Raw genomic sequence first — 20,698 nt, forward strand, 5'->3', positions numbered from 1 at the left:
CCACCCATGGCACCCGTACGCCCGCCCCACCGACGTCGTACCCGACGTGCCCTCTCCGCCGTGGCCCTGCTGGCGGTCGCCGCCGGTGTGGTCACCGCCTGCGGGGAGGAGAAGACCGGATCGCCGAAGGCGGCAGCTTCCACCGGGGCATCCACCTCGGCACCGGCGAGCGCGGGCCCGGCGGACGCGTCGACGCTGCACATGATCGACAGCGCCGGCCACCGCGTCGCCTTCCACGTCACGACGGGGCACGGGCCCACCATCGTTCTCGACGCGGGGGGCGGAGAGGACTCCTCGTACTGGAAGGAACTGGTACCGGAGCTCCGGGCCGACACCGGCGCCACGGTCATCACCTATGACCGGGCCGGACTCGGCCGGAGCGAGGCGGTGCCCGGGCCGTGGGACGCGGAGGCCGCCGCCGCCGACCTGAAGAAGGGCCTCACCGACCTGGGCGTCACCCAGGACGTGCTCCTGGTGAGCCACTCCCAGGCGGGCGAGGTCGCGACCTACTTCGCGAAGGAGAACCCGAAGCTGGTCTCCGGCGCCGTGCTCGTCGACGCCAATCTGCCCCCGTTCTTCACGGACCAGGAGATCGCCCGGCTGAGCGCCGCGAACCAGCCGCAGGTCGACGCGGCGAAGAAGGACCCCACCACGCCGGAGAACCGTCAACTGCTGTCGACGGCGGAGAACTTCACCCCGGCGCACCGGGCGTTCCACGAGGCCTCCTGGCCGGCTGCCGTGCCGGCGCGCGTCATCGTGTCGGAGAAGACGCCGTTCGACGGCTCGCCCGAGGACGCCCGGCGCTGGCACGAGGCCGCCGCGACCTTCGCCCAGCAGGCGCCGAACCGGACGCTCGTCACCGCGGAGGGCAGCTCGCACGACGTCCCGAAGGACCGGCCGGAGCTCGTGCTCGCCGAGATCGGGAAGATGGCGGCGGTGCGGGGCTGACCCCGCCGCCGGGGGGCGGTGGGCCGGACGGAGGAGCCGTGGCGGACGGGCGGAGGCTCCGGGGCGCGGGTACGGGTACGGCTGCACGCGGGCGTACGCGGACCGGTAAACCTGTACATCCGACTTCCCCTATAGGGATGAACCAGGACGCATCCTCTCGCCCGGGGGTTCCAGGTCCGATCATGATGAGCCCTGTCTCCGTGACGTCCCTCAGTTCTCGTGTCCACCGGTCCGGCGGGCCGCTGGGGCGTGCGCAGACGGAGGAGCATCACCGTGTCCGGTCAACAGGCGGAACAGAGTGTCGGCGAGTTCTCGATCGGCGGATCGATCCACGCGAGGGCGCCGATCACGGTCCCGCCGCCCCGGCCCGACGAGGAGTGGGACCTCCCCAACGGAATCGCCCACGTCCACTACGGCGAGGGCAACGCCGGTATCCGTCGACCGGTCCTGCTGGCCGACGGGTTCAACCTCGGCCCCTCCGATCTGGAGAGGCTCTTCCGCGGCCTGGACGGCGGCGAGTACGCCCTCCTCACCCATCTCCGGCGCAGCGGCCGGGACGTCGTCCTGATCGGCTTCGGCGAGCGCAGCGCCTCGCTCCTCGACAACGCCAAGACCGTGACCGCCGCCATCCAGCGCACCATCGGCGAGAGGCTGGGGAACACCCCGCTGACCGTGGGCGGCTTCAGCATGGGCGGCATCGTCGCCCGTTACGTCCTCGCCAAGCTGGAGGCCCAGGGCATCGACCACCAGACGGCCCTCTACTTCTCCTACGACAGCCCGCACCGGGGCGCGGTCGTCCCGATCGGTCTCCAGGCCTTCTCCTCCTTCATCCCGTCGGCCAACGGGTTCGCGCAGCAGATGGACAGCCCGGCCGCCCGCGAGATGCTGTGGCGCCACTACGACCCCGAGACGGGGACCGTGGGGGTCGCGCCCGAGCGGGAGAAGTTTCTCGCGGAGCTGCGCCACGTCGGCTTCTGGCCGCAGCGGCCCCGCCTGCTCGCCGTGGCCAACGGCCGGGGCGACGGCCGGGGGCCGGCGGTGCCCCCTGGCCAGGTCGCCCTGGCGAGCGTCGGTGAGCGGGTCTGCCCGGGCACCACCTTCTACACCCAGTCCGAGGGGCACGAGGTCGTCGTCGCCGAGCTGAAGCGGCTCCTCCCCGCGGCGGAGAAGACGGTCACCACCAGTGGCCTCCCGGAGCTGGACGGAGCCCCCGGCGGCACGCTCGCCCCGTACGGCATCCTCGCCGCCGCGCTGGAGGGGTCCGGCGCCGAGGTCGAACTGCACCATGCCGAGGTCTGTTTCGTCCCGACGGTGAGCGCGGTCGCGATCCGCGACATCGACCAGCCGGACGACCTCTACGCGGACGTCGACGGCCTGCCGCCCGGGGAGAGCGACCTCGACGAGTTCCTCTGCTCCTCGCGGACCACCGGGCACACCGAGATCACCGAGCAACTCGGCTCCTGGCTCCTGGACCGCCTCCCGTACTGAACCGCCGCGGCGCTCCGTCCACTCACGTTGCTCCGGCCTGCGGCCGGGCGGGTTCGCACGCGGACCCGCCCCTTCGGGCGTTCGGCGTGGGTGACTCCGGCGGCCGGCTGTCGCGCGGCGCGGGGCCTGTCCCGGTTGCCCGAGCGGGGCGGCGGTGGGCAGCGGTCGAGGCGGAGAGCACTCCGTGCGGAAGAGATTTCCCCGCGTGCGAGGTGCGGTGGTCACCGCCGTGACGGATGTGGCGTCACGCGACCCGGCCATCCGAAAGTGCTTTCAATTCGGGCGCCAGAAAGTCTGGTTCGATCAGGCCGAAGTGATCGAGGCTGGTGACGTCGAACGAGACGCGTGGGGCGTTGGCGCTGTTCCGTCGCAACGCTTCCCGCATTCCGGTGAGGTGTGTCTCGTAGTCGGCGGAGAGCACGACGTTCACCGCGTCCGAGAGGTCGGCCAATCGCGCCAGCCGTCGGCCGAACTGCTCATATCCGGTGGCCTCCCAGTAGTCCAGCATGTCCCGGGCCATTCGCTGTACCTGTGCGAAGTCCTTCGACGCGACCTTCAAGGCGTACGTGCACAGGGAGCGGAATCCATCGAGGCTTCCGGCCAGGCCGACCACGCTCTGGAAGGCCGCTGTCGGATCGTGCTGGTCGGCAGCCGCGAAGATCTTGGAAAGCGTCATCGTGGACTGGTTCACGTTGGGATCGAGCAGGAGGACACCGGCGAGGGGGAGACCGGCGGACCCGGGCGCCGTTGCCCAGTGCTCGGCCAACTGGAGAGCGAGATCCGCGCCCAGGGAGAAGCCGACCAGGGTGATCCGCTTGCCGGGGTTGTCACGGCTGAGTCTGGTGACGAGGTCGGCCACCATCGAGACGTGGCGCTCGACGGGAACGGGTGGCAGAGGGGCGGGGCGGCCGGGTGCGTAACCCGCGAGGCTGACGGCGACGCCGTGCGTGCCGTGGGTCTCCAGGTACTCCTGGTAATCCGTGGCGTCCAGACCCAGCCCATGGAAGAACACATGGATGCCGGGGGAATCAGCGACCCGTTCCACATAGGTCAACTGTCCGAGATTCCGGTGCTTCAGGTGGTCTGACGTAGGGGTCGGCAACACGTATTCGGCCATTCTCTCGAAGTGATGGCGACGGGACGATGTCGAAGACCCAGACGATAGTTCAGTACCCGGCCCGAAGTCGTGAGAATCGTTGCTTTCCCGCCCGGTGGACCGCTTTGTGGCTCATGGCCGCTCTGGACGAGGAGTGGCGTGTCTGGCCTAATGGATTCCCGTGCGAAGGCCCGTCGGGGTGCCGAACGGTCATTCCCTGCGGAAATCAGCTTGATCCACTGATCGCTGGTGGTCCAACAGGGCGAAGGGCGTGCTTCATTGGAAAGTGCGTTGACGGAATCGGAAGCACAGCGGCTCATTTTCGGGCACTCCCTGTCGAAGGACCGGGTGGGGCGCATCGGGGTGGAGCTGGAGTGGCTCGTCCTCCCCACGGACGCACCCGGAAGACGCCTCGGATACCAGGAACTCGCCCGGGTGGTCCCTCGTATGGGGCAGCCTCTGCCGGCGGGAGGGCAGGTCTCCTGCGAACCCGGTGGGCAACTGGAGCTCAGCAGCCTGCCGCAGGACTCGCTGCAGGCGTGCGTCGACGCGGTCGCGGCGGACCTCCTGGTCCTGCGGAGGCGGGGAAGCCAGGCGGGGGTACGACTGCTCGGAGCCGGGCTCGACCACCGGCCCGCGCGGTTCACCGTTCCCCTCCCCCGCTACCAGGCGTTGCGGCACTTCTACGCACAGCGGGGCGGAGAGGGCGACGACCTGCTCTGCAACACCGCCTCCGTCCAGGTCAACGTGGACGCGGGTGACGGATCGGACGGCTGGCGCGGGCGGTCCCGGAGGTGGCTGATCGCCAACACCCTGGGACCGCTGATCATGGCGATGTTCGCCAACTCTCCGGTCAGCGAGACCCACGGTCCGCCCGGCCACGTCGCCGTCTCCGGCCGGCAGCTTCTCCGGTTCCGGGCCGATCGCCTGCGGACCCGCGCGGTGCCGTCCGGCGGCGACCCACGCGGAGTGTGGACCCGCTTCGCCCTCGACGCACGGGTCGTGGCGATCCGCCGGCCGGAGAGCGTCCTCGGCGCACCCGGGTGGGCAACCTGCAACCTGCCGGGAACCGGGGAAGCATGGGAGCCCGCGCCGGACGGCCTGTCCTTCCGGAACTGGCTGCGGGGCGCCGGCCCCCGGGCGGCGGACGTCGACGATCTGTTCCTCCATCTGAAGTCCCTGGTGCCGCCGGTGCGCGCGTGCGGGCATCTCGAACTGCGCATGATCGACGCGCAGAGGGCGGACGACTGGATCGTGCCCGTCGCCGTGGTGGCCGCCCTCATGGACGACGAGGCGACGTCCGACGCCGTCTCCCTCCTCATTCGCGGCCGGGGGACGCCGGCCCGGCGGGAGTGGACGGACGCGGCTCGCCACGGTCTCGCGGCGCCCGGCCTGGCGGATCTCGCCCGAACGGTCATGAAAGCGGCGATCCCAGGGGTGTACCGACTCGGCGCCTCGGGCGAGGTGGCCGGGGCCGTCGAGCGGTTCGCGGACACCTTCACCCTGAGAGGTCTCTCCCCCGCACACCAGCGTGCGCCCGGCCGTCTGGCGGCCACGTGATCCCGGCCCGAAACGAAGGAGCCAGTGCTGTGTTCTCCGCACGCAAGATCTCGCTGCTCAAGGTCTTGGACGACATGGGCAAGCACCAGCAGGGAAACCACGGTTGGTCGCTGTTCCACGAGAGCCTCAGCAGGGTCGCCCGCCACGACCGGTCGCCGGGACTGGACCGGGTGCTGGCGGCCGTCTGGTCGCAGCGGCCGGACATCAGCGACTCCCACGCCGTCACCCTGCTCGGCATCGCCGTACGACAACTCGCGCGGGAGGGCGGCCCTGAGGACGTCTTCCGGGCCGCCGTCCCGGCCGGGCGGAGGGAGGCGGCCCTGGCTCGGGTGCTGGAGGAGAACGCGGCCGAAGTGACGCGTCTGATGGAGAGCCACTCGAACTCGTACACCGGGGCGCGCCGCTTTCTCCTTCCCCAGCTCGTCGTCGGAGCATTCGCCCACGGCCGGGGGATCGAACGTGTGCGTCTGCTGGATCTGGGGACGAGCATCGGAATGCTGTTACGGCAGTTGAACAACCGAGTGATCTACGAGCGCTTCGCCGGCGATCTCCACTGGGATCCGGTATCGCCTCCCTACCGGGAGATCCCCCTCGACTTCCTCTGCGGCGTCGACCGTCCGCCCCTGCCCACCCTGGACTGGGTGCGTACGTGCCACGGACCGTCCGACTACTACGAGCGCCGGTTCGAGGAAGTCCTCTGGTCCATCGATCAGTCGGGAACGGCGGGGGAGCCGCTGATACGGGCGCTCGACATCCTGGACCTGGCCGGCCTGTCGGCATTTCTGAAAGCGCACGACATCAACGTGGTCACTTGCAACTTCGTCCTCTACCAGTACTCCGCGGACGTCAGAAAGCAGATCATCGAAACGGTCACGGAGGCGTTGAAAGCCCCGGGAATGCTGCTGAGCATGGAGCCCAGCCACGAGCTGACACGGATGGGATGCGTGGTCCATGCCTATCGCGCCGGAGGCGAGGGGCCACTGCACCTCGCGGATGTTTCCGACGCCCACTTCATGGGGGAAGTGACGGTCCACGAAGGGCTGGACGAATTGACGGGGGCTGGGTGGCGTGGTGAACCGTAGTTCGGTCCGCATAGAGAGAGCGGCGGAGTTCGCCGGGCGACACAAAATCGCTGTGACGATGGTGGGCGGGGTCACCGGGGCCACTCTCGGCATCTACAGCGACGAGGCGCGGGCGATCATCGGGTGGACGTGGAGCCACGTGATCGCGGGCGGGACACTCGTGGTCCTCGTCGTCGCGGCGGTCTTCTCGCTCGCGTGGTGGGTGCGTGGCCTGGCGGAACGGCGGCGCGAGACCCGCCGCGAAGTGGTGCGCCGCTATTTCGAGATCCACGCGGACGACTTCGAAGAGGACCTTCCCTCGGACACCGCAGTCATCGGAAGGCAGCTCTGGTACATCGAGCGGCGCACGGACTCTCCCGACCTGGTCATCCTGCTGCACGGGCTCGGCCTCGACGCGGACGACTTCCGCCCTTTCATGAACGTGGCCCGCCAGCACACCGTTTCCCTCACCCTGTTCGGACACAACGTGGAGGAGTCCAGGGACGATCGCTACCGGCCCATCGGATTCGCGGCTCATGCGGATCTGGTGAGCGGAGCCATCAACAACCTCCACCGTCAATACCCGAACAAGCGCATCACCCTCGTCGGCTTCTCGGTCGGCTGCGACATGATCTTCCGCCTGGCCGACCTGTGGCGCGACCACCCGGAGCGCCAACCCAAGATAAAGGCGACTCTGCTGCTCGACCCCAACATCAACCATTCGACGATGATCATCTCGGGGAAGGTGGCCCATCTCGACGCGGACCGCCCGCTGGCCGAGTTGAAGCGCATTGCCCAGATTCCGGAGACACTCGTGGAGTTCCAGAACTTCTGCGAGTACCTGCACAAAATCAGCGGGAAAGATCTGAGGCAGGTGCAGCGGCATGCCGCGGACCTCTGGGAGTACTGGGAGCCGGACGGTCAGTACGGTCTCTTCTTCCAGCGGATCGAACGCATCATGGCGATCAGCGACCGGACGCGGGTCTTCTTCTCGCTCCACTTCGAGCAGCGGTTCAACGACATCGTCACGGCCGCCCGCCAGCGAAACATCCGGCAGGTGTTCGACATGCGCAGAGTCGACCACTTCGACTTCTGCCGGGACGCGTTCCTCAAGGAGGAGGTCAGACACCTCGTCAGGGGCGGCTGAGCGCGCGGGGTGCGCTTCCTCCCCCGCACGGGCACGTGTCCGCACGCCCGTGCACCCGGGGCCGTCCCTCCCGAGCGGGGAGGGACGGCCCTGGGCCGTGCCTGACCATGCGCGTCGGCCGCCCGGCGGGAACGGCCGGACACGGCCTGGGCGCGTTCCGCGGCGGTCACACGCTTGTGAATCAGTGAACGTACTCGGCGGGAGCACCCGCACCGAGCACGTGGCGGTCGAGGAGAGGGGCGATCAGAGGATCCGGACCGCGCCCGTCGGCTGGTCGTAGGCGAGGTCGCGCAGCACCGTGCCGGTGCTGGAGTTCTGCGCGCCGACGAACTGGCCGCCGCCCACGTAGATCGCCACGTGGTACGCGCTGCCCGCGCCACCCCAGTACAGGATGTCGCCGGCCTGGAGGTTGCTCAGCGAGACCTGTGTGCCGGCGACCGACTGGTCCTGCGAGACGCGCGGCAGGCTGACGCCGACCGAGGCGTAGGCCGCCTGGACGAGGCCCGAGCAGTCCCACGAGTTCGGGCCGGTGCCGCCGGAGACGTACGCGTCGCCGATCTGTGCCTTGGCGAAGGCGACCACCGCACCGGCGGAGCCGGAGACGCTCGACGACGACGAGGAGGACGCCGACGACGTGGTGGCGGAGAGGGTCGTCGCGGTGGTGGACGAGCCGGAGGAGGTGCTGAGCGTGGTGCGCTCGGCGCTGCGGGAGGCGCGCGCGGTGGCCTCCGCCTCGGCCTTCGCCTTGGCCTCTGCTTCGGCCTTGGCCTTCGCGGCCGCTTCGGCCTTCTTCTCGGCTTCTGCCTTGCGGACGGCTTCGGCCTTGGCCTTCACCGCCGTCTTCGAGGCGCTCTCGGCTGCGGCGTCCTCGGACGCACGGGTCTGGAGGTCGAGGGCGACCTGCTGCGTGGCCTGCACGGAGGCCGCGGCGGCGGTGGAGAGCCCGGCGGTGAGGGTGGGCATCTCGATGGTCTGGGTCACCGGCTCGGCCTGCGCGGGGCCGGCTGCACCTGCGACCGCGATGGTGCTGAGCACGCCACCGGCAACTCCGGCCCGCAACGTCGTCCGGGACGAACGCTGACGGGGCTTCCGGTGGCTGGGTATGTGAACGGTGAGGGACATGGGTACTAGCGCTATCAGGGCTGTAGGGGTCCCATCAAGAAACGTGTGTTGCGACACAGTTACGTCCGGAATCTGAGAATCCGCATGCGGGAGACCCTTATTGACGCCGTAACGGGCAAAATGGACATGCTTCCATAACGCTGTGATCACGGGCTTTTGGCAATTCGTCCGAATTGCCCGTCACTTACCATCCGTTCACCTCCATGGCCAAGGCCACGGGATTCCGCGCGGGTTCCGCGTGACGCAGGTCACGGTGTGCGCTGCCTGTGAAGAGCAACCGTGCGCCCGCGTCCTGCGTAGGCGACGCGAGGCCGGCCGTTCGGCGTCCGCTGCCCTCGGCGGATGCCCGCACCCCCGCCTGACGGTGCCTCGGCGGGCCGTCCCGCACCCTTCGGCCGGGCACTCCCGGCCCCTCCCCCGCACCGGTGCGACCGGCGCTCTTCCGCCCCCGCCCATCCTCTTGCGCCCGCGCGTACCCGCGCCCGTACGCACCCTTCTTCGCCACGCACCCGCGCCCACCCGTCTTCCGCACGCACGCACGCACGCACCCGCGCGCAGGTGCGTCCGCGGGTGCGAGAGGGGGGCGACTCCTCACCTTTCGACCCCCCTGTCGCTCCACCGCTCGCGCGCGGGCCCGCCACTCGGCGCCACTTCCTGCTCGCGGTCCACCCGCTGCCCGTCGCCCCGTACCGGCGCCGGCCGCTCGTGCCTCCGTTCACAGACTCGTGCGACGCCCGCGTCCGGCCCTTCCCCGTCGATGGCGCGACGCCGCCCGGGCCCCTCCGTGCACTCCGTCGGGCGCTCCTGCGGCCTTGGTGTGCCCGGAAGTTCGCGATTGAGGGGCGATGTCCACTTCGCTCCCCGCCATCCTCCTTCCGGGTGGCGGAAAATCCGGTGCATCCCTTTATCACTCGTCCTCGTCCATCGCCAATTTGCTCCCAGGGCGCATCCGTTGATAGTGCGGCGGGGTCCTGACCAGCGGTAACACCGTCGAATGTCACCACTCGTGATCACTTGGCCGCTTCGCGTGCGAACATCTCCGCTCATCCGACTTCATGATCGTTCGTCAGGTGGTGGAGATCACAAAGACGGTGACGTACCCCGTGTCGCAGATCACAGGACGGCGGGCATAGGATGCGGGGCAGTCGGGCTTGTGAACTGCCTCACATGTGCACGATCTTGGTGAGGCGGGGAGCCGGTCGCCCGATGCGGTCCAACGGTCAAGGACGACTGGAAGGAGCGAGGAGCGTGAATGCCTACGCGCCCATCCTCGTGCTCGGCGCCCTCGGGGCAGGGTTTGCGATCTTCTCCGTGGTCATGGCCACGCTTATCGGCCCCAAGCGCTACAACCGGGCAAAGCTCGAAGCGTACGAGTGCGGTATCGAACCCACCCCGACTCCCGCCGGAGGCGGTCGCTTCCCCATCAAGTACTACCTGACGGCGATGCTCTTCATCGTCTTCGACATCGAGATCGTCTTCCTCTATCCCTGGGCCGTCACCTTCGACGCCCTGGGGATGTTCGGGCTCGTGGAGATGTTGCTCTTCGTGCTCACCGTCTTCGTCGCCTACGCGTACGTGTGGCGGCGCGGCGGCCTGGAATGGGACTGAGGGGCTGAGGGGCACACATGGGACTCGAAGAGAAACTGCCGAGTGGCTTCGTACTGACCACTGTCGAGCAGGCCGCCGGATGGGTACGGAAGTCCTCGGTCTTCCCCGCCACCTTCGGACTCGCCTGCTGCGCCATCGAGATGATGACGACCGGAGCCGGGCGGTACGACCTCGCCCGCTTCGGGATGGAGGTCTTCCGCGGGTCGCCGCGCCAGGCGGACCTGATGATCGTCGCGGGACGGGTCAGCCAGAAGATGGCGCCCGTGCTGCGGCAGGTCTACGACCAGATGCCGAATCCCAAGTGGGTCATCTCCATGGGGGTTTGTGCTTCGTCGGGCGGCATGTTCAACAACTACGCCATTGTTCAGGGTGTCGACCACATCGTGCCGGTCGACATCTATCTGCCGGGGTGCCCGCCGCGTCCCGAGATGCTGATGGACGCCATCCTCAAACTCCACCAGAAGATCCAGGGCTCCAAGCTCGGGGTCAACGCGGAGGAGGCCGCCCGCGAGGCGGAGGAGGCGGCCCTCACGGCGCTCCCCCTGATCGAGATGAAGGGGCTCCTGCGGTGAGCGACAACCCGAGCGGCGGCAACGGAGCTGCCGCCAACGGCAGTGACCTCCCCGCCCCCCGCGGGGACGGAGGCGAGGTCATCCGCGTACGGAAGGGGATGTTCGGCGCCGACAACGGCGGCGACACCTCCGGTTACGGCGGACTCGTCCGGACGGTACGGCTGCCGCACGCGAGCCCCCGCCCGTACGGCGGCTGGTTCGACGAGGTGGCCGACGAGCTCGAAGGCGCCCTGGACGAGCAGGGACTCGCCCCGGAGAACGCCATCGAGCGGACCGTGGTCGACCGCGGCGAGCTGACCTTCCACATCGCGCGCGAGCACCTGGTGACCGTCGCCCGCACCCTGCGCGACGACCCGGCGCTCCGCTTCGAGCTCTGCACCGGGGTCAGCGGGGTCCACTTCCTCGGGGACACCGGCCGTGAGCTGCACGCCGTGTACCACCTGCGGTCGCTCACCCACGGCCGGCTGATCCGGCTGGAGGTGTCCGCGCCCGACAGCGACCCGCACGTCCCGTCACTGGTCGCGGTCTACCCGACCAACGACTGGCACGAGCGCGAGGCGTACGACTTCTTCGGGCTCGTCTTCGACGGGCACCCCGCGCTCACCCGGATCATGATGCCGGACGACTGGCAGGGCTTCCCGCAGCGCAAGGACTATCCGCTCGGCGGCATCGCCGTCGAGTACAAGGGCGCCCAGATCCCGGCTCCGGACCAGCGGAGGTCGTACTCCTGATGACCACTTCCCACGCAACGCCCCGCGACACGACCGAGGGGACTGTCTACACAGTCACCGGCGGCGACTGGGACGAGGTCGTCGAGGCGGCCGTGAAGTCCGACGACGAACGCATCATCGTCAACATGGGCCCCCAGCACCCGTCCACCCACGGAGTGCTGCGGCTGATCCTGGAGATCGACGGCGAGACCGTCACCGAGGCCCGCTGCGGCATCGGCTACCTCCACACCGGCATCGAGAAGAACCTCGAGTTCCGGAACTGGACCCAGGGCACCACGTTCGTCACGCGCATGGACTACCTGACGCCGTTCTTCAACGAGACGGCGTACTGTCTCGCCGTCGAGAAGCTCCTCGGCATCGAGGACCAGATCCCGGACCGCGCCACCGTCCTGCGGGTCCTCCTCATGGAGCTGAACCGGATCTCCTCGCACCTCGTGTGCATCGCCACCGGCGGCATGGAACTCGGCTCGACCACGATCATGATCTACGGGTTCCGCGACCGCGAGCTGATCCTCGACCTCTTCGAGCTGATCACCGGGCTCCGGATGAACCACGCGTTCGTCCGCCCCGGCGGCCTCGCCCAGGACCTGCCGCCCGGCGCGGTCGACCAGATCCGCTCCTTCGTCACCACCATGAAGCGGAACCTGCCGGAGTACGACAAGCTCGCCACCGGCAACCCGATCTTCAAGGCGCGCATGGAGGACGTCGGCTACCTCGACCTCACCGGCTGCGTCGCGCTCGGCGCCACCGGGCCGGTGCTCCGGTCCGCCGGCCTCCCGCACGACCTGCGCAAGACCGACCCGTACTGCGGCTACGAGACGTACGACTTCGACGTGCCGACCGCCGACACCTGCGACTCCTACGGGCGTTTCCTCATCCGTCTGGAAGAGATGCGCCAGTCGCTGCGGATCGTCGAACAGTGCCTCGACCGGCTCGCCCCCGGCCCGGTCATGGTCGCCGACAAGAAGATCGCCTGGCCCGCGCAGCTCGCGCTCGGACCGGACGGCCTCGGCAACTCGCTCGACCACATCAAGAAGATCATGGGTACCTCCATGGAGGCCCTGATCCACCACTTCAAGCTGGTGACCGAGGGATTCCGGGTCCCCGCCGGACAGGCGTACGTCGCCGTCGAATCGCCCAAGGGCGAACTCGGCGTGCACGTCGTCTCCGACGGCGGCACCCGCCCCTACCGGGTCCACTTCCGCGACCCGTCCTTCACCAACCTCCAGGCCATGGCGGCGATGTGCGAGGGCGGCCAGGTCGCCGACGTCATCGTCGCCGTCGCGTCCATCGACCCCGTGATGGGAGGTGTCGACCGGTGACCGCCAACCAAGAGGTCAGTCTGGGGATGCCGCAGCTCCCCGCCCCCGCCTACCCCGACGACGTACGGGCCCGGCTCGAAGCGGACGCGCGGGAGGTGATCGCCCGCTACCCCGACAGCCGCTCCGCGCTGCTGCCGCTGCTCCACCTCGTCCAGTCCGAGGAGGGGTACGTCTCCCGTACGGGCATGGCCCTCTGCGCGGAACTCCTCGGGCTCACCACGGCGGAGGTCACGGCGGTCGCGACCTTCTACACGATGTACCGGCGCAAGCCGAGCGGCGACTACCAGGTCGGCGTCTGCACCAACACCCTCTGCGCGGTCATGGGCGGCGACGCCATCTTCGACCGGCTCAAGACGCACCTGGGGATCGGCAACGACGAGACCACCGAGGACGGCAAGGTCACGCTCGAACACATCGAGTGCAACGCGGCCTGCGACTTCGCGCCCGTCGTGATGGTGAACTGGGAGTTCTTCGACAACCAGACCCCCGAGAGCGCGACGGAGCTCGTCGACGACCTCATCGCCGGGCGGACCGTCGAACCCACCCGGGGCGCCCCGCTCTGCTCGTACAAGGAGACCGCGCGCATCCTCGCCGGGTTCCCCGACGAGCGGCCCGGCGCGGTCGCCGCGAGCGGCGGCGCCGGACCCGCGTCGCTGGTCGGACTCCGCCTCGCCAAGGGCGAAGCCGGCCCCGGACACCGGGTCGTCGCCCCGCGAGCCGCCCGGCAGGACGCCTCACGCCGGGACGTACCCCGGGACCAGCCGCACGACCCCTCGCCGTCCGAGCACCTCAGCTCCCACGACGCACCGCAGCAGACCTCGGCCTCCGACCCGGAGAACCCGGCCGGACCCGTAGCCGAGGAGGGGAAGGAATGACCTTGGCCGCCGAGATCGACAGGAACGGGACCAGTCCCGAGAAGCTCCTCGCCCCCGTCCTCTCCGCCCACTGGGACGAGGCGGAACCCTGGACGCTGGAGAGCTACCGGCGCCACGACGGGTACGAAGGGCTCCGCAAGGCCCTCGCCATGTCGCCGGACGAGCTCATCGCGTACGTCAAGGACTCCGGTCTGCGCGGACGCGGCGGCGCCGGCTTCCCCACCGGGATGAAGTGGCAGTTCATCCCGCAGGGCGACGGCAAGCCGCACTACCTCGTCGTCAACGCCGACGAGTCGGAGCCCGGCACCTGCAAGGACATCCCGCTCCTCTTCGCCAACCCGCACAGCCTCATCGAAGGCATCGTGATCGCCTGTTACGCGATCCGCTCCTCGCACGCCTTCATCTACCTGCGCGGCGAGGTCGTCCCCGTCCTGCGACGGCTGCACGAAGCCGTCCGCGAGGCGTACGCGGCCGGTTACCTCGGCAAGGACGCGCTCGGTCCCGGGCTCGACCTGGAACTGACCGTGCACGCGGGCGCCGGGGCGTACATCTGCGGCGAGGAGACGGCGCTGCTGGACTCGCTCGAAGGACGGCGCGGCCAGCCCCGGCTGCGGCCCCCCTTCCCCGCGGTCGCCGGTCTGTACGCCTGCCCCACCGTGGTGAACAACGTGGAGTCCATCGCCTCGGTTCCCGCGATCCTCCAGCGCGGCAAGGACTGGTTCAAGTCGATGGGCAGCGAGAAGTCCCCGGGCTTCACGCTCTACTCGCTCAGCGGCCACGTCACCAGCCCCGGCCAGTACGAGGCCCCGCTCGGCATCACGCTCCGCCAGCTGCTCGACATGAGCGGCGGCATCCGCGCCGGGCACCGTCTCAAGTTCTGGACCCCGGGCGGCTCGTCCACCCCGATGTTCACCGAGGAACACCTCGACGTCCCCCTCGACTACGAGGGCGTCGGCGCCGCCGGCTCCATGCTCGGCACCAAGGCGCTCCAGTGCTTCGACGAGACGACCTGCGTCGTGCGGGCCGTCACCCGGTGGACCGAGTTCTACGCCCACGAGTCCTGCGGCAAGTGCACGCCCTGCCGCGAAGGCACGTACTGGCTGGTCCAGTTGCTCCGCGACATCGAAGCGGGCAAGGGCCGCCCCGGCGACCTCGACAAGCTGGGCGACATCGCCGACAACATCAACGGCAAGTCCTTCTGCGCGCTGGGCGACGGTGCCGCCTCACCGATCTTCTCCTCGCTGAAGTACTTCCGCGACGAGTACGAGCAGCACATCACCGGCAAGGGCTGCCCGTTCGATCCCGCGAAGTCGACCCTCTGGGCCGACGACGAAGACGCCGACGACCAAGACGCTCACCGGGGGGTGAACGCATGACAGTCACCACCAGTGCGCCCTCCGGGGGCGGACAGGCGGCCGTACCGCCCGAGGACCTCGTCACGCTGACCATCGACGGCATCGAGACCAGCGTCCCCAAGGGGACCCTGGTCATCCGCGCCGCCGAGGAACTCGGCATCGAGATCCCGCGCTTCTGCGACCACCCGCTCCTCGACCCGGCCGGCGCCTGCCGCCAGTGCATCGTCGAGGTGGAGGGCCAGCGCAAGCCGATGGCCTCCTGCACCATCACCTGCACCGACGGCATGGTCGTCAAGTCGCAGCTCACCTCGCCCGTCGCCGAGAAGGCCCAGAAGGGTGTGATGGAGCTGCTGCTCATCAACCACCCGCTGGACTGCCCGGTCTGCGACAAGGGCGGCGAGTGTCCGCTGCAGAACCAGGCGATGTCGCACGGCGACGCCGAATCCCGGTTCGAGGGCCGCAAGCGGACGTACGAGAAGCCCGTCCCCATCTCCACCCAGGTCCTGCTCGACCGCGAACGCTGCGTGCTCTGCGCGCGATGCACCCGGTTCTCCAACCAGGTGGCCGGCGACCCGATGATCGAGCTGATCGAGCGCGGCGCGCTCCAGCAGGTCGGCATCGGCGAGGGCGACCCCTTCGAGTCGTACTTCTCCGGCAACACCATCCAGATCTGCCCGGTCGGGGCTCTCACCTCGGCGGCCTACCGCTTCCGGTCGCGCCCCTTCGACCTGGTCTCCTCGCCCTCGGTCTGCGAGCACTGCGCGGGTGGCTGCGCGACCCGCACCGACCACCGGCGCGGCAAGGTCATGCGCCGTCTCGCGGCCAACGACCCCGAGGTCAACGAAGAGTGGCTGTGCGACAAGGGGCGCTTCGGCTTCCGTTACGCCCAGCAGCGCGACCGGCTCACCACCCCGCTGGTCCGCAACGCCGACGGCGTCCTCGAACCGGCCTCCTGGCCGGAGGCGCTCGCGGCCGCCGCCGCGGGACTCGGCGCGGCCCGCGGCAGGGCCGGGGTGCTGACCGGCGGCCGGCTGACCGTCGAGGACGCCTACGCGTACAGCAAGTTCGCACGGGTCGCCCTCGCCACCAACGACATCGACTTCCGGGCCCGGACGCACAGCGGCGAGGAGGCCGACTTCCTGGCCGCCCGGGTCGCCGGGCGCGGTCGCGACCTGGACGGCGACGGGGTCACCTACACCTCGCTGGAGGCCGCCTCGGCGGTCCTGCTCGCCGGGTTCGAGTCCGAGGAGGAGGCGCCCGGCGTCTTCCTGCGGCTGCGCAAGGCCCACCGCAAGCACGGCCAGCGGACCTACGCGCTCGCCCCGCACGCCACCCGCGGGCTGGAGAAGGCGGGCGGCACGCTGCTGCCGGCCGCCCCCGGCACCGAGACCGAGTGGCTGGACGCGCTCGCCGGAGGCGTCGGACTCGACGAGGCCGGTGCGGCCGCCGCCGAGGCGCTGCGCGGTGAGAACTCCGTCATCGTCGTCGGCGAACGGCTCGCCGGGGTCCCCGGCGCGCTGACCGCCGTCCTGCGCACCGCCACCGCCACCGGCGCCGACCTGGTGTGGATCCCGCGCCGGGCCGGGGAACGCGGAGCGCTGGAGGCCGGCGCCCTCCCGACGCTGCTGCCCGGCGGCCGTCCGGCCACCGACCCGAGCGCCCGGCAGGAGGTCGCCGCCCTCTGGGGCATCGCCGAACTCCCCGCCCGCCACGGCCGCGACACCAGTCAGATCCTCGGTGCCGCCGCCACCGGCGAACTCGGTGCCCTGCTCGTCGCGGGCGTCGAACCCCGCGACCTGCCGGACCCGGCCGCAGCACTCACCGCACTGGACGCGGTCGGCTTCCTCGTCTCGCTGGAGCTGCGGCCCAGCGAGGTCACCGACCGCGCGGACGTGGTGCTGCCCGTCGCCGCGGTCGCCGAGAAGTCCGGCACCTTCCTCAACTGGGAAGGCCGCGCCCGGATGTTCGAGGCGGCACTGAAGCCCGAGCAGATGACCCGGACCCTCGCGCCGACCGACGGCCGGGTACTGCACATGCTCGCCGACGCGCTCGACGTCCACCTCGGACTGCCCGACCTCGCCGCCGCCCGCCGAGAGCTCGACCGGCTCGGCGGCTGGAGCGGCGGGTACGCGAGCGCCCCGCGGGAGGTCGGACGCCCGCTGCCCCGGCCCGGCGACGGCGAGGCGATCCTCGCCGGCCACCGCATGCTGCTCGACCTCGGACGCCTCCAGGAGGGCGACGAGGCGCTGGCCGGCACCCGGCACGCCGCCGTCGCCCGGCTCTCGCCCCACACCGCCGCCGAGACCGGGGTGAAGGACGGTGACCTGCTCGCCGTCTCCGGACCGGCCGGCAGCGTCGAACTCCCGCTCCGCATCACCGAGATGCCGGACCGGGTGGTCTGGGTGCCGCTCAACTCCACCGGACGCGGCGTCCCGGCGCAGACCGGCGCCCGCCCCGGCAGCCTGGTCCGCATCGGCGCCGCCACCCCCGCAGCACCCGCCCACTCACCGGAGGTGCGAGCGTGAACAGCCTCGCTCACCTGGCCACGGCGCCCGGCGGCACGCCGCTGGCCGCCGAGGACCTCTCGATGTTCGGCACCGACCCCTGGTGGCTCGTCGTCGTCAAGGCGGTCTTCTGCTTCGCGTTCCTGATGGTGACCGTGCTCTTCGCGATCGTCTGGGAGCGCAAGGTCGTCGCCTGGATGCAGTTGCGCATCGGCCCCAACCGCAACGGCCCCTGGGGGCTGCTCCAGTCGCTCGCCGACGGCGTCAAGCTGATGCTGAAGGAAGACCTGATCGTCAAGCGCGCCGACCGGGTCGTCTACGTCCTCGCGCCGATCGTCGCGGCCGTCCCGGCGTTCATGGCGATCGCCGTGATCCCGTTCGGGCCGTCCGGCAACGAGGTGTCGGTCTTCGGCCACCGCACGACGATGCAACTCACCGACCTGCCGATCGCGATGCTCTACATCCTCGCGGTCGCCTCGGTCGGCATCTACGGCATCGTCCTCGCCGGCTGGTCCTCCGGCTCGACCTACCCGCTCCTCGGCGGGCTCCGGTCCTGTGCCCAGATGATCAGCTACGAGATCGCCATGGGCGCCGCGTTCGCCTCCGTCTTCCTCTACTCCGGGTCGATGTCGACCTCGAAGATCGTGGAGGCGCAGGCGGACCGCTGGTACATCGTCCTGCTGCCGGTCTCGTTCATCATCTACATCGTCACGATGGTCGGCGAGACCAACCGCGCCCCGTTCGACATGCCGGAGTCCGAGGGCGACCTCGTCGGTGGCTTCAACACCGAGTACTCGTCGATCAAGTTCGCGATGTTCATGCTCGCCGAGTACGTGAACATGGTGACGGTCTCCGCGGTCTCCGCGACCCTCTTCCTGGGCGGCTGGCGGGCCCCGTACCCGATCAGCACCTTCTGGGAGGGCGCGAACCACGGCTGGTGGCCGATGCTCTGGTTCGTCGTCAAGGTCCAGCTGCTCCTCTTCTTCTTCATCTGGCTGCGCGGCTCGCTGCCCCGCGTCCGCTACGACCAGCTGATGAAGCTCGGCTGGAAGGTCCTCATCCCGGTCTCCGTGGTGTGGCTGATGATGGTCGCCACCGTGCGCGCCCTGAACAACGAGGGCTACGACTTCTCGAGGATCGTGCTCTACGTCGGGGGCGCCGTGATGGCCGTGCTGCTGATCTCTTTCGTCGCCGACTCCTTCCGCGACCGCAAGGGACGCGAGGCCGCGGCGAAGGCGGGCCCGCCACCCGCGTTCGACCCGATGGCGGGCGGATTCCCCGTACCGCCACTGCCCGGACAGACCCTGCCACCCGTGCCCCGGCGCACCCCGCGCCGCGAGCGGGAGCTCGTTGTCAGTGGCGGGCCCGATACTCAGAGTGACGGAAGCGCGAGTGACGGAAAGGAGGCCGACCGTGTCTGAGGCACCACATCCCTCCCAGGGCCCCGATTCCCCGGGAGACAAGTTCCAGAACCCGGTGGCCGGGTTCGGCGTGACCTTCAAGGCCATGTTCAAGAAGCGGCTCACGGAGCAGTACCCGGAGACGCCGAAGGTGACGGCGCCGCGCTTCCACGGCCGTCACCAGCTCAACCGGCACCCGGACGGCCTGGAGAAGTGCATCGGCTGCGAGCTGTGCGCCTGGGCCTGTCCGGCCGACGCCATCTACGTCGAAGGCGCGGACAACACCGCCGAGGAGCGCTACTCCCCGGGCGAACGGTACGGCCGCGTCTACCAGATCAACTACGCGCGCTGCATTCTCTGCGGTCTCTGCATCGAGGCGTGCCCCACCCGGGCCCTCACGATGACCAACGAGTTCGAGCTCGCCAACACCACCCGCGCCAGCCTCATCTACACCAAGGACGAGCTGCTCGCGGGGCTGGAGGAGGGCATGGTCGACAGCCCGCACGCGATCTTCCCCGGCATGGACGAACAGGACTACTACCGGGGCCTGGTGACCGAGGCCGCTCCCGGCACCGAGCGCCAGCGCGCGGTCTCCAAAGGCGAGAAGCCCGCGGACACCGCCGACGGCGAGGTCCCCGGCTCCGAGGCCGGCGCCGCCGCGTCCCACGAGCACGCGCAGGGCTCTCCCACGCACGGTGCGCACACGCAGAGGGGGGCGGACGCATGAGTGCCCTGGCAGCCGCGGCAGCCACCACCTCGACCGGTGAGGCCGTCCAGTTCTGGATCCTCGCCACGGTCGCCGTGCTCGGCGCCCTCTCCACCGTCCTGATGAAGCGGGCCGTGCACAGCGCGCTCTCGCTTGCCGGGACCATGATCGTGCTGGCGGTCTTCTACCTCGCCAACGGGGCGTACTTCCTCGGCGTCGTGCAGGTCGTCGTCTACACCGGCGCGATCATGATGCTCTTCCTCTTCGTCGTGATGCTCGTCGGTGTCACCGCCGCCGACTCGCTGAAGGAGACCCTGAAGGGCCAGCGCTGGCTGGCCGCCGGATGCGGTCTCGGCTTCGGCGTGCTGCTCATCGCCGGCATCGGCAACGCCTCCCTGAACGGCTTCGCCGGCCTCGGCACCGCCAACGCCGTGCACGGGGGGAACGTCGAAGGGCTCGCCAACCTCATCTTCACCCAGTACGTCTTCGCCTTCGAGATCACCGGCGCCCTCCTCATCACCGCGACGGTCGGAGCGATGGTGCTCACCCACAAGGAGCGCACCGAACGCGCGCTCAACCAGCGGGAGATGTCCGAGGCCCGGGTCCGCTCGAACCACCTGCCGCCGCTGCCCGCCCCCGGTGTCTACGCCCGGCACAACGCCGTGGACATCGCCGGCCTGCTCCCCGACGGCACTCCGTCCGAGCTGACCGTCATGCGCACCCTGCGCGACCGCGGACAGGTACGCGACGTCTCCGAGGAGGCGCTCGCCGACCTGAAGGCACTGGAACAGCGGTCCGGTGAGCGGCTCGGCCGCTCCTCCGCCCTCACCGCCCGGGGAACCGGCAGGCCGTCGGGGCGCCCGGCCGACCGCACCGGACATGCGGAGGACACCCAGTGAATCCCGTCAACTACCTCTACCTGGCAGCCCTGCTGTTCACGATCGGCGCCAGTGGGGTGCTGATCCGGCGGAACGCGATCGTGGTGTTCATGTGCGTGGAGCTGATGCTCAACGCCTGCAACCTCGCCTTCGTCACCTTCTCCCGCATGCACGGCAACCTCGACGGCCAGATCATCGCGTTCTTCACGATGGTCGTCGCCGCCGCGGAAGTCGTCGTCGGGCTGGCGATCATCGTGTCGTTGTTCCGCTCCCGCCACTCGGCCTCGGTCGACGACGCCAGCCTGATGAAGCTGTGAGGGGCTGA

Annotated in this window: 18 protein-coding genes; 16 read left to right on the forward strand and 2 right to left on the reverse strand. The window is 69.8% G+C overall.

All coding sequences use genetic code 11. The features are described from left to right. Positions 1 to 6 precede the first annotated feature (6 nt). Both PZB77_RS18580 and PZB77_RS18585 read left to right on the forward strand, forming a co-directional pair. Positions 7 to 948: an alpha/beta hydrolase gene (locus PZB77_RS18580; protein WP_275493730.1), complete on the forward strand. Its 942-nt coding sequence runs from the start codon at positions 7 to 9 to the stop codon at positions 946 to 948. A 273-nt stretch (positions 949 to 1,221) separates the two neighbouring features. Further along, a complete protein-coding gene (locus PZB77_RS18585) occupies positions 1,222 to 2,436 on the forward strand; it encodes a hypothetical protein (protein WP_275493731.1) in 1,215 nt (404 codons plus the stop codon). Positions 2,437 to 2,680: 244 nt separating this feature from the next. Here the strand turns inward: PZB77_RS18585 and PZB77_RS18590 are convergent, their stop codons facing one another. Beyond that, entirely contained in the window at positions 2,681 to 3,553 is an 873-nt protein-coding gene (locus tag PZB77_RS18590) for an alpha/beta hydrolase (RefSeq protein ID WP_275493732.1), read from the reverse strand. Between the two features lie 270 nt (positions 3,554 to 3,823). On the opposite strand from PZB77_RS18590, the gene PZB77_RS18595 reads away from it, so the two are divergent. Genes PZB77_RS18595 through PZB77_RS18605 form a run of 3 tightly spaced genes read left to right on the forward strand, consistent with a single transcriptional unit; the run spans position 3,824 to position 7,300 of the window. Beyond that, entirely contained in the window at positions 3,824 to 5,092 is a 1,269-nt protein-coding gene (locus tag PZB77_RS18595) for a glutamate-cysteine ligase family protein (protein ID WP_275493733.1), read from the forward strand. A gap of 29 nt (positions 5,093 to 5,121) precedes the next feature. Continuing rightward, complete coding sequence (locus PZB77_RS18600) at positions 5,122 to 6,174, forward strand: DUF2332 family protein (RefSeq protein WP_275493734.1); 1,053 nt, start codon at positions 5,122 to 5,124, stop codon at positions 6,172 to 6,174. Positions 6,175 to 6,232: 58 nt separating this feature from the next. After that, a complete protein-coding gene (locus PZB77_RS18605) occupies positions 6,233 to 7,300 on the forward strand; it encodes an alpha/beta fold hydrolase (RefSeq protein WP_275496118.1) in 1,068 nt (355 codons plus the stop codon). 243 nt (positions 7,301 to 7,543) lie between these two features. Here PZB77_RS18605 and PZB77_RS18610 read toward each other — a convergent pair whose 3' ends face one another. Continuing rightward, positions 7,544 to 8,422, reverse strand: coding sequence for a C40 family peptidase (locus PZB77_RS18610; protein ID WP_275493735.1), 879 nt, complete (start codon positions 8,420 to 8,422; stop codon positions 7,544 to 7,546). A 1,248-nt stretch (positions 8,423 to 9,670) separates the two neighbouring features. On the opposite strand from PZB77_RS18610, the gene PZB77_RS18615 reads away from it, so the two are divergent. Genes PZB77_RS18615 through nuoK form a run of 11 tightly spaced genes read left to right on the forward strand, consistent with a single transcriptional unit; the run spans position 9,671 to position 20,690 of the window. Then, entirely contained in the window at positions 9,671 to 10,030 is a 360-nt protein-coding gene (locus PZB77_RS18615; RefSeq protein WP_266705409.1) for an NADH-quinone oxidoreductase subunit A, read from the forward strand. Between the two features lie 17 nt (positions 10,031 to 10,047). Next, positions 10,048 to 10,602, forward strand: coding sequence for an NADH-quinone oxidoreductase subunit B (locus PZB77_RS18620; RefSeq protein ID WP_275493736.1), 555 nt, complete (start codon positions 10,048 to 10,050; stop codon positions 10,600 to 10,602). Continuing rightward, entirely contained in the window at positions 10,599 to 11,333 is a 735-nt protein-coding gene (locus PZB77_RS18625) for an NADH-quinone oxidoreductase subunit C (protein WP_275493737.1), read from the forward strand. The genes PZB77_RS18620 and PZB77_RS18625 overlap by 4 nt, the downstream gene beginning before the upstream one ends. Continuing rightward, positions 11,333 to 12,655: an NADH-quinone oxidoreductase subunit D gene (locus PZB77_RS18630; RefSeq protein ID WP_275493738.1), complete on the forward strand. Its 1,323-nt coding sequence runs from the start codon at positions 11,333 to 11,335 to the stop codon at positions 12,653 to 12,655. The genes PZB77_RS18625 and PZB77_RS18630 overlap by 1 nt, the downstream gene beginning before the upstream one ends. 26 nt (positions 12,656 to 12,681) lie before the next feature. After that, complete coding sequence (gene nuoE / locus PZB77_RS18635; RefSeq protein WP_275496119.1) at positions 12,682 to 13,530, forward strand: NADH-quinone oxidoreductase subunit NuoE; 849 nt, start codon at positions 12,682 to 12,684, stop codon at positions 13,528 to 13,530. Beyond that, positions 13,527 to 14,906 carry an NADH-quinone oxidoreductase subunit NuoF gene (nuoF, locus tag PZB77_RS18640; RefSeq protein WP_275493739.1) on the forward strand — a complete coding sequence of 460 codons (1,380 nt, stop codon included), beginning with the start codon at positions 13,527 to 13,529 and terminating at the stop codon, positions 14,904 to 14,906. The genes nuoE and nuoF overlap by 4 nt, the downstream gene beginning before the upstream one ends. Beyond that, a complete protein-coding gene (locus tag PZB77_RS18645; protein ID WP_275493740.1) occupies positions 14,903 to 17,410 on the forward strand; it encodes an NADH-quinone oxidoreductase subunit G in 2,508 nt (835 codons plus the stop codon). The genes nuoF and PZB77_RS18645 overlap by 4 nt, the downstream gene beginning before the upstream one ends. Next, positions 17,407 to 18,810: an NADH-quinone oxidoreductase subunit NuoH gene (gene nuoH, locus PZB77_RS18650; protein WP_275493741.1), complete on the forward strand. Its 1,404-nt coding sequence runs from the start codon at positions 17,407 to 17,409 to the stop codon at positions 18,808 to 18,810. The genes PZB77_RS18645 and nuoH overlap by 4 nt, the downstream gene beginning before the upstream one ends. Then, positions 18,803 to 19,516 carry an NADH-quinone oxidoreductase subunit NuoI gene (nuoI, locus tag PZB77_RS18655; protein ID WP_275493742.1) on the forward strand — a complete coding sequence of 238 codons (714 nt, stop codon included), beginning with the start codon at positions 18,803 to 18,805 and terminating at the stop codon, positions 19,514 to 19,516. Before nuoH ends, nuoI begins: the two co-directional genes overlap by 8 nt. Then, positions 19,513 to 20,394, forward strand: coding sequence for an NADH-quinone oxidoreductase subunit J (locus PZB77_RS18660; protein ID WP_275493743.1), 882 nt, complete (start codon positions 19,513 to 19,515; stop codon positions 20,392 to 20,394). Before nuoI ends, PZB77_RS18660 begins: the two co-directional genes overlap by 4 nt. After that, complete coding sequence (gene nuoK / locus PZB77_RS18665; protein WP_024493678.1) at positions 20,391 to 20,690, forward strand: NADH-quinone oxidoreductase subunit NuoK; 300 nt, start codon at positions 20,391 to 20,393, stop codon at positions 20,688 to 20,690. Before PZB77_RS18660 ends, nuoK begins: the two co-directional genes overlap by 4 nt. Positions 20,691 to 20,698 lie beyond the last annotated feature (8 nt).

It is taken from the genome of Streptomyces sp. AM 2-1-1, from assembly GCF_029167645.1.
GTDB lineage: Bacteria > Actinomycetota > Actinomycetes > Streptomycetales > Streptomycetaceae > Streptomyces.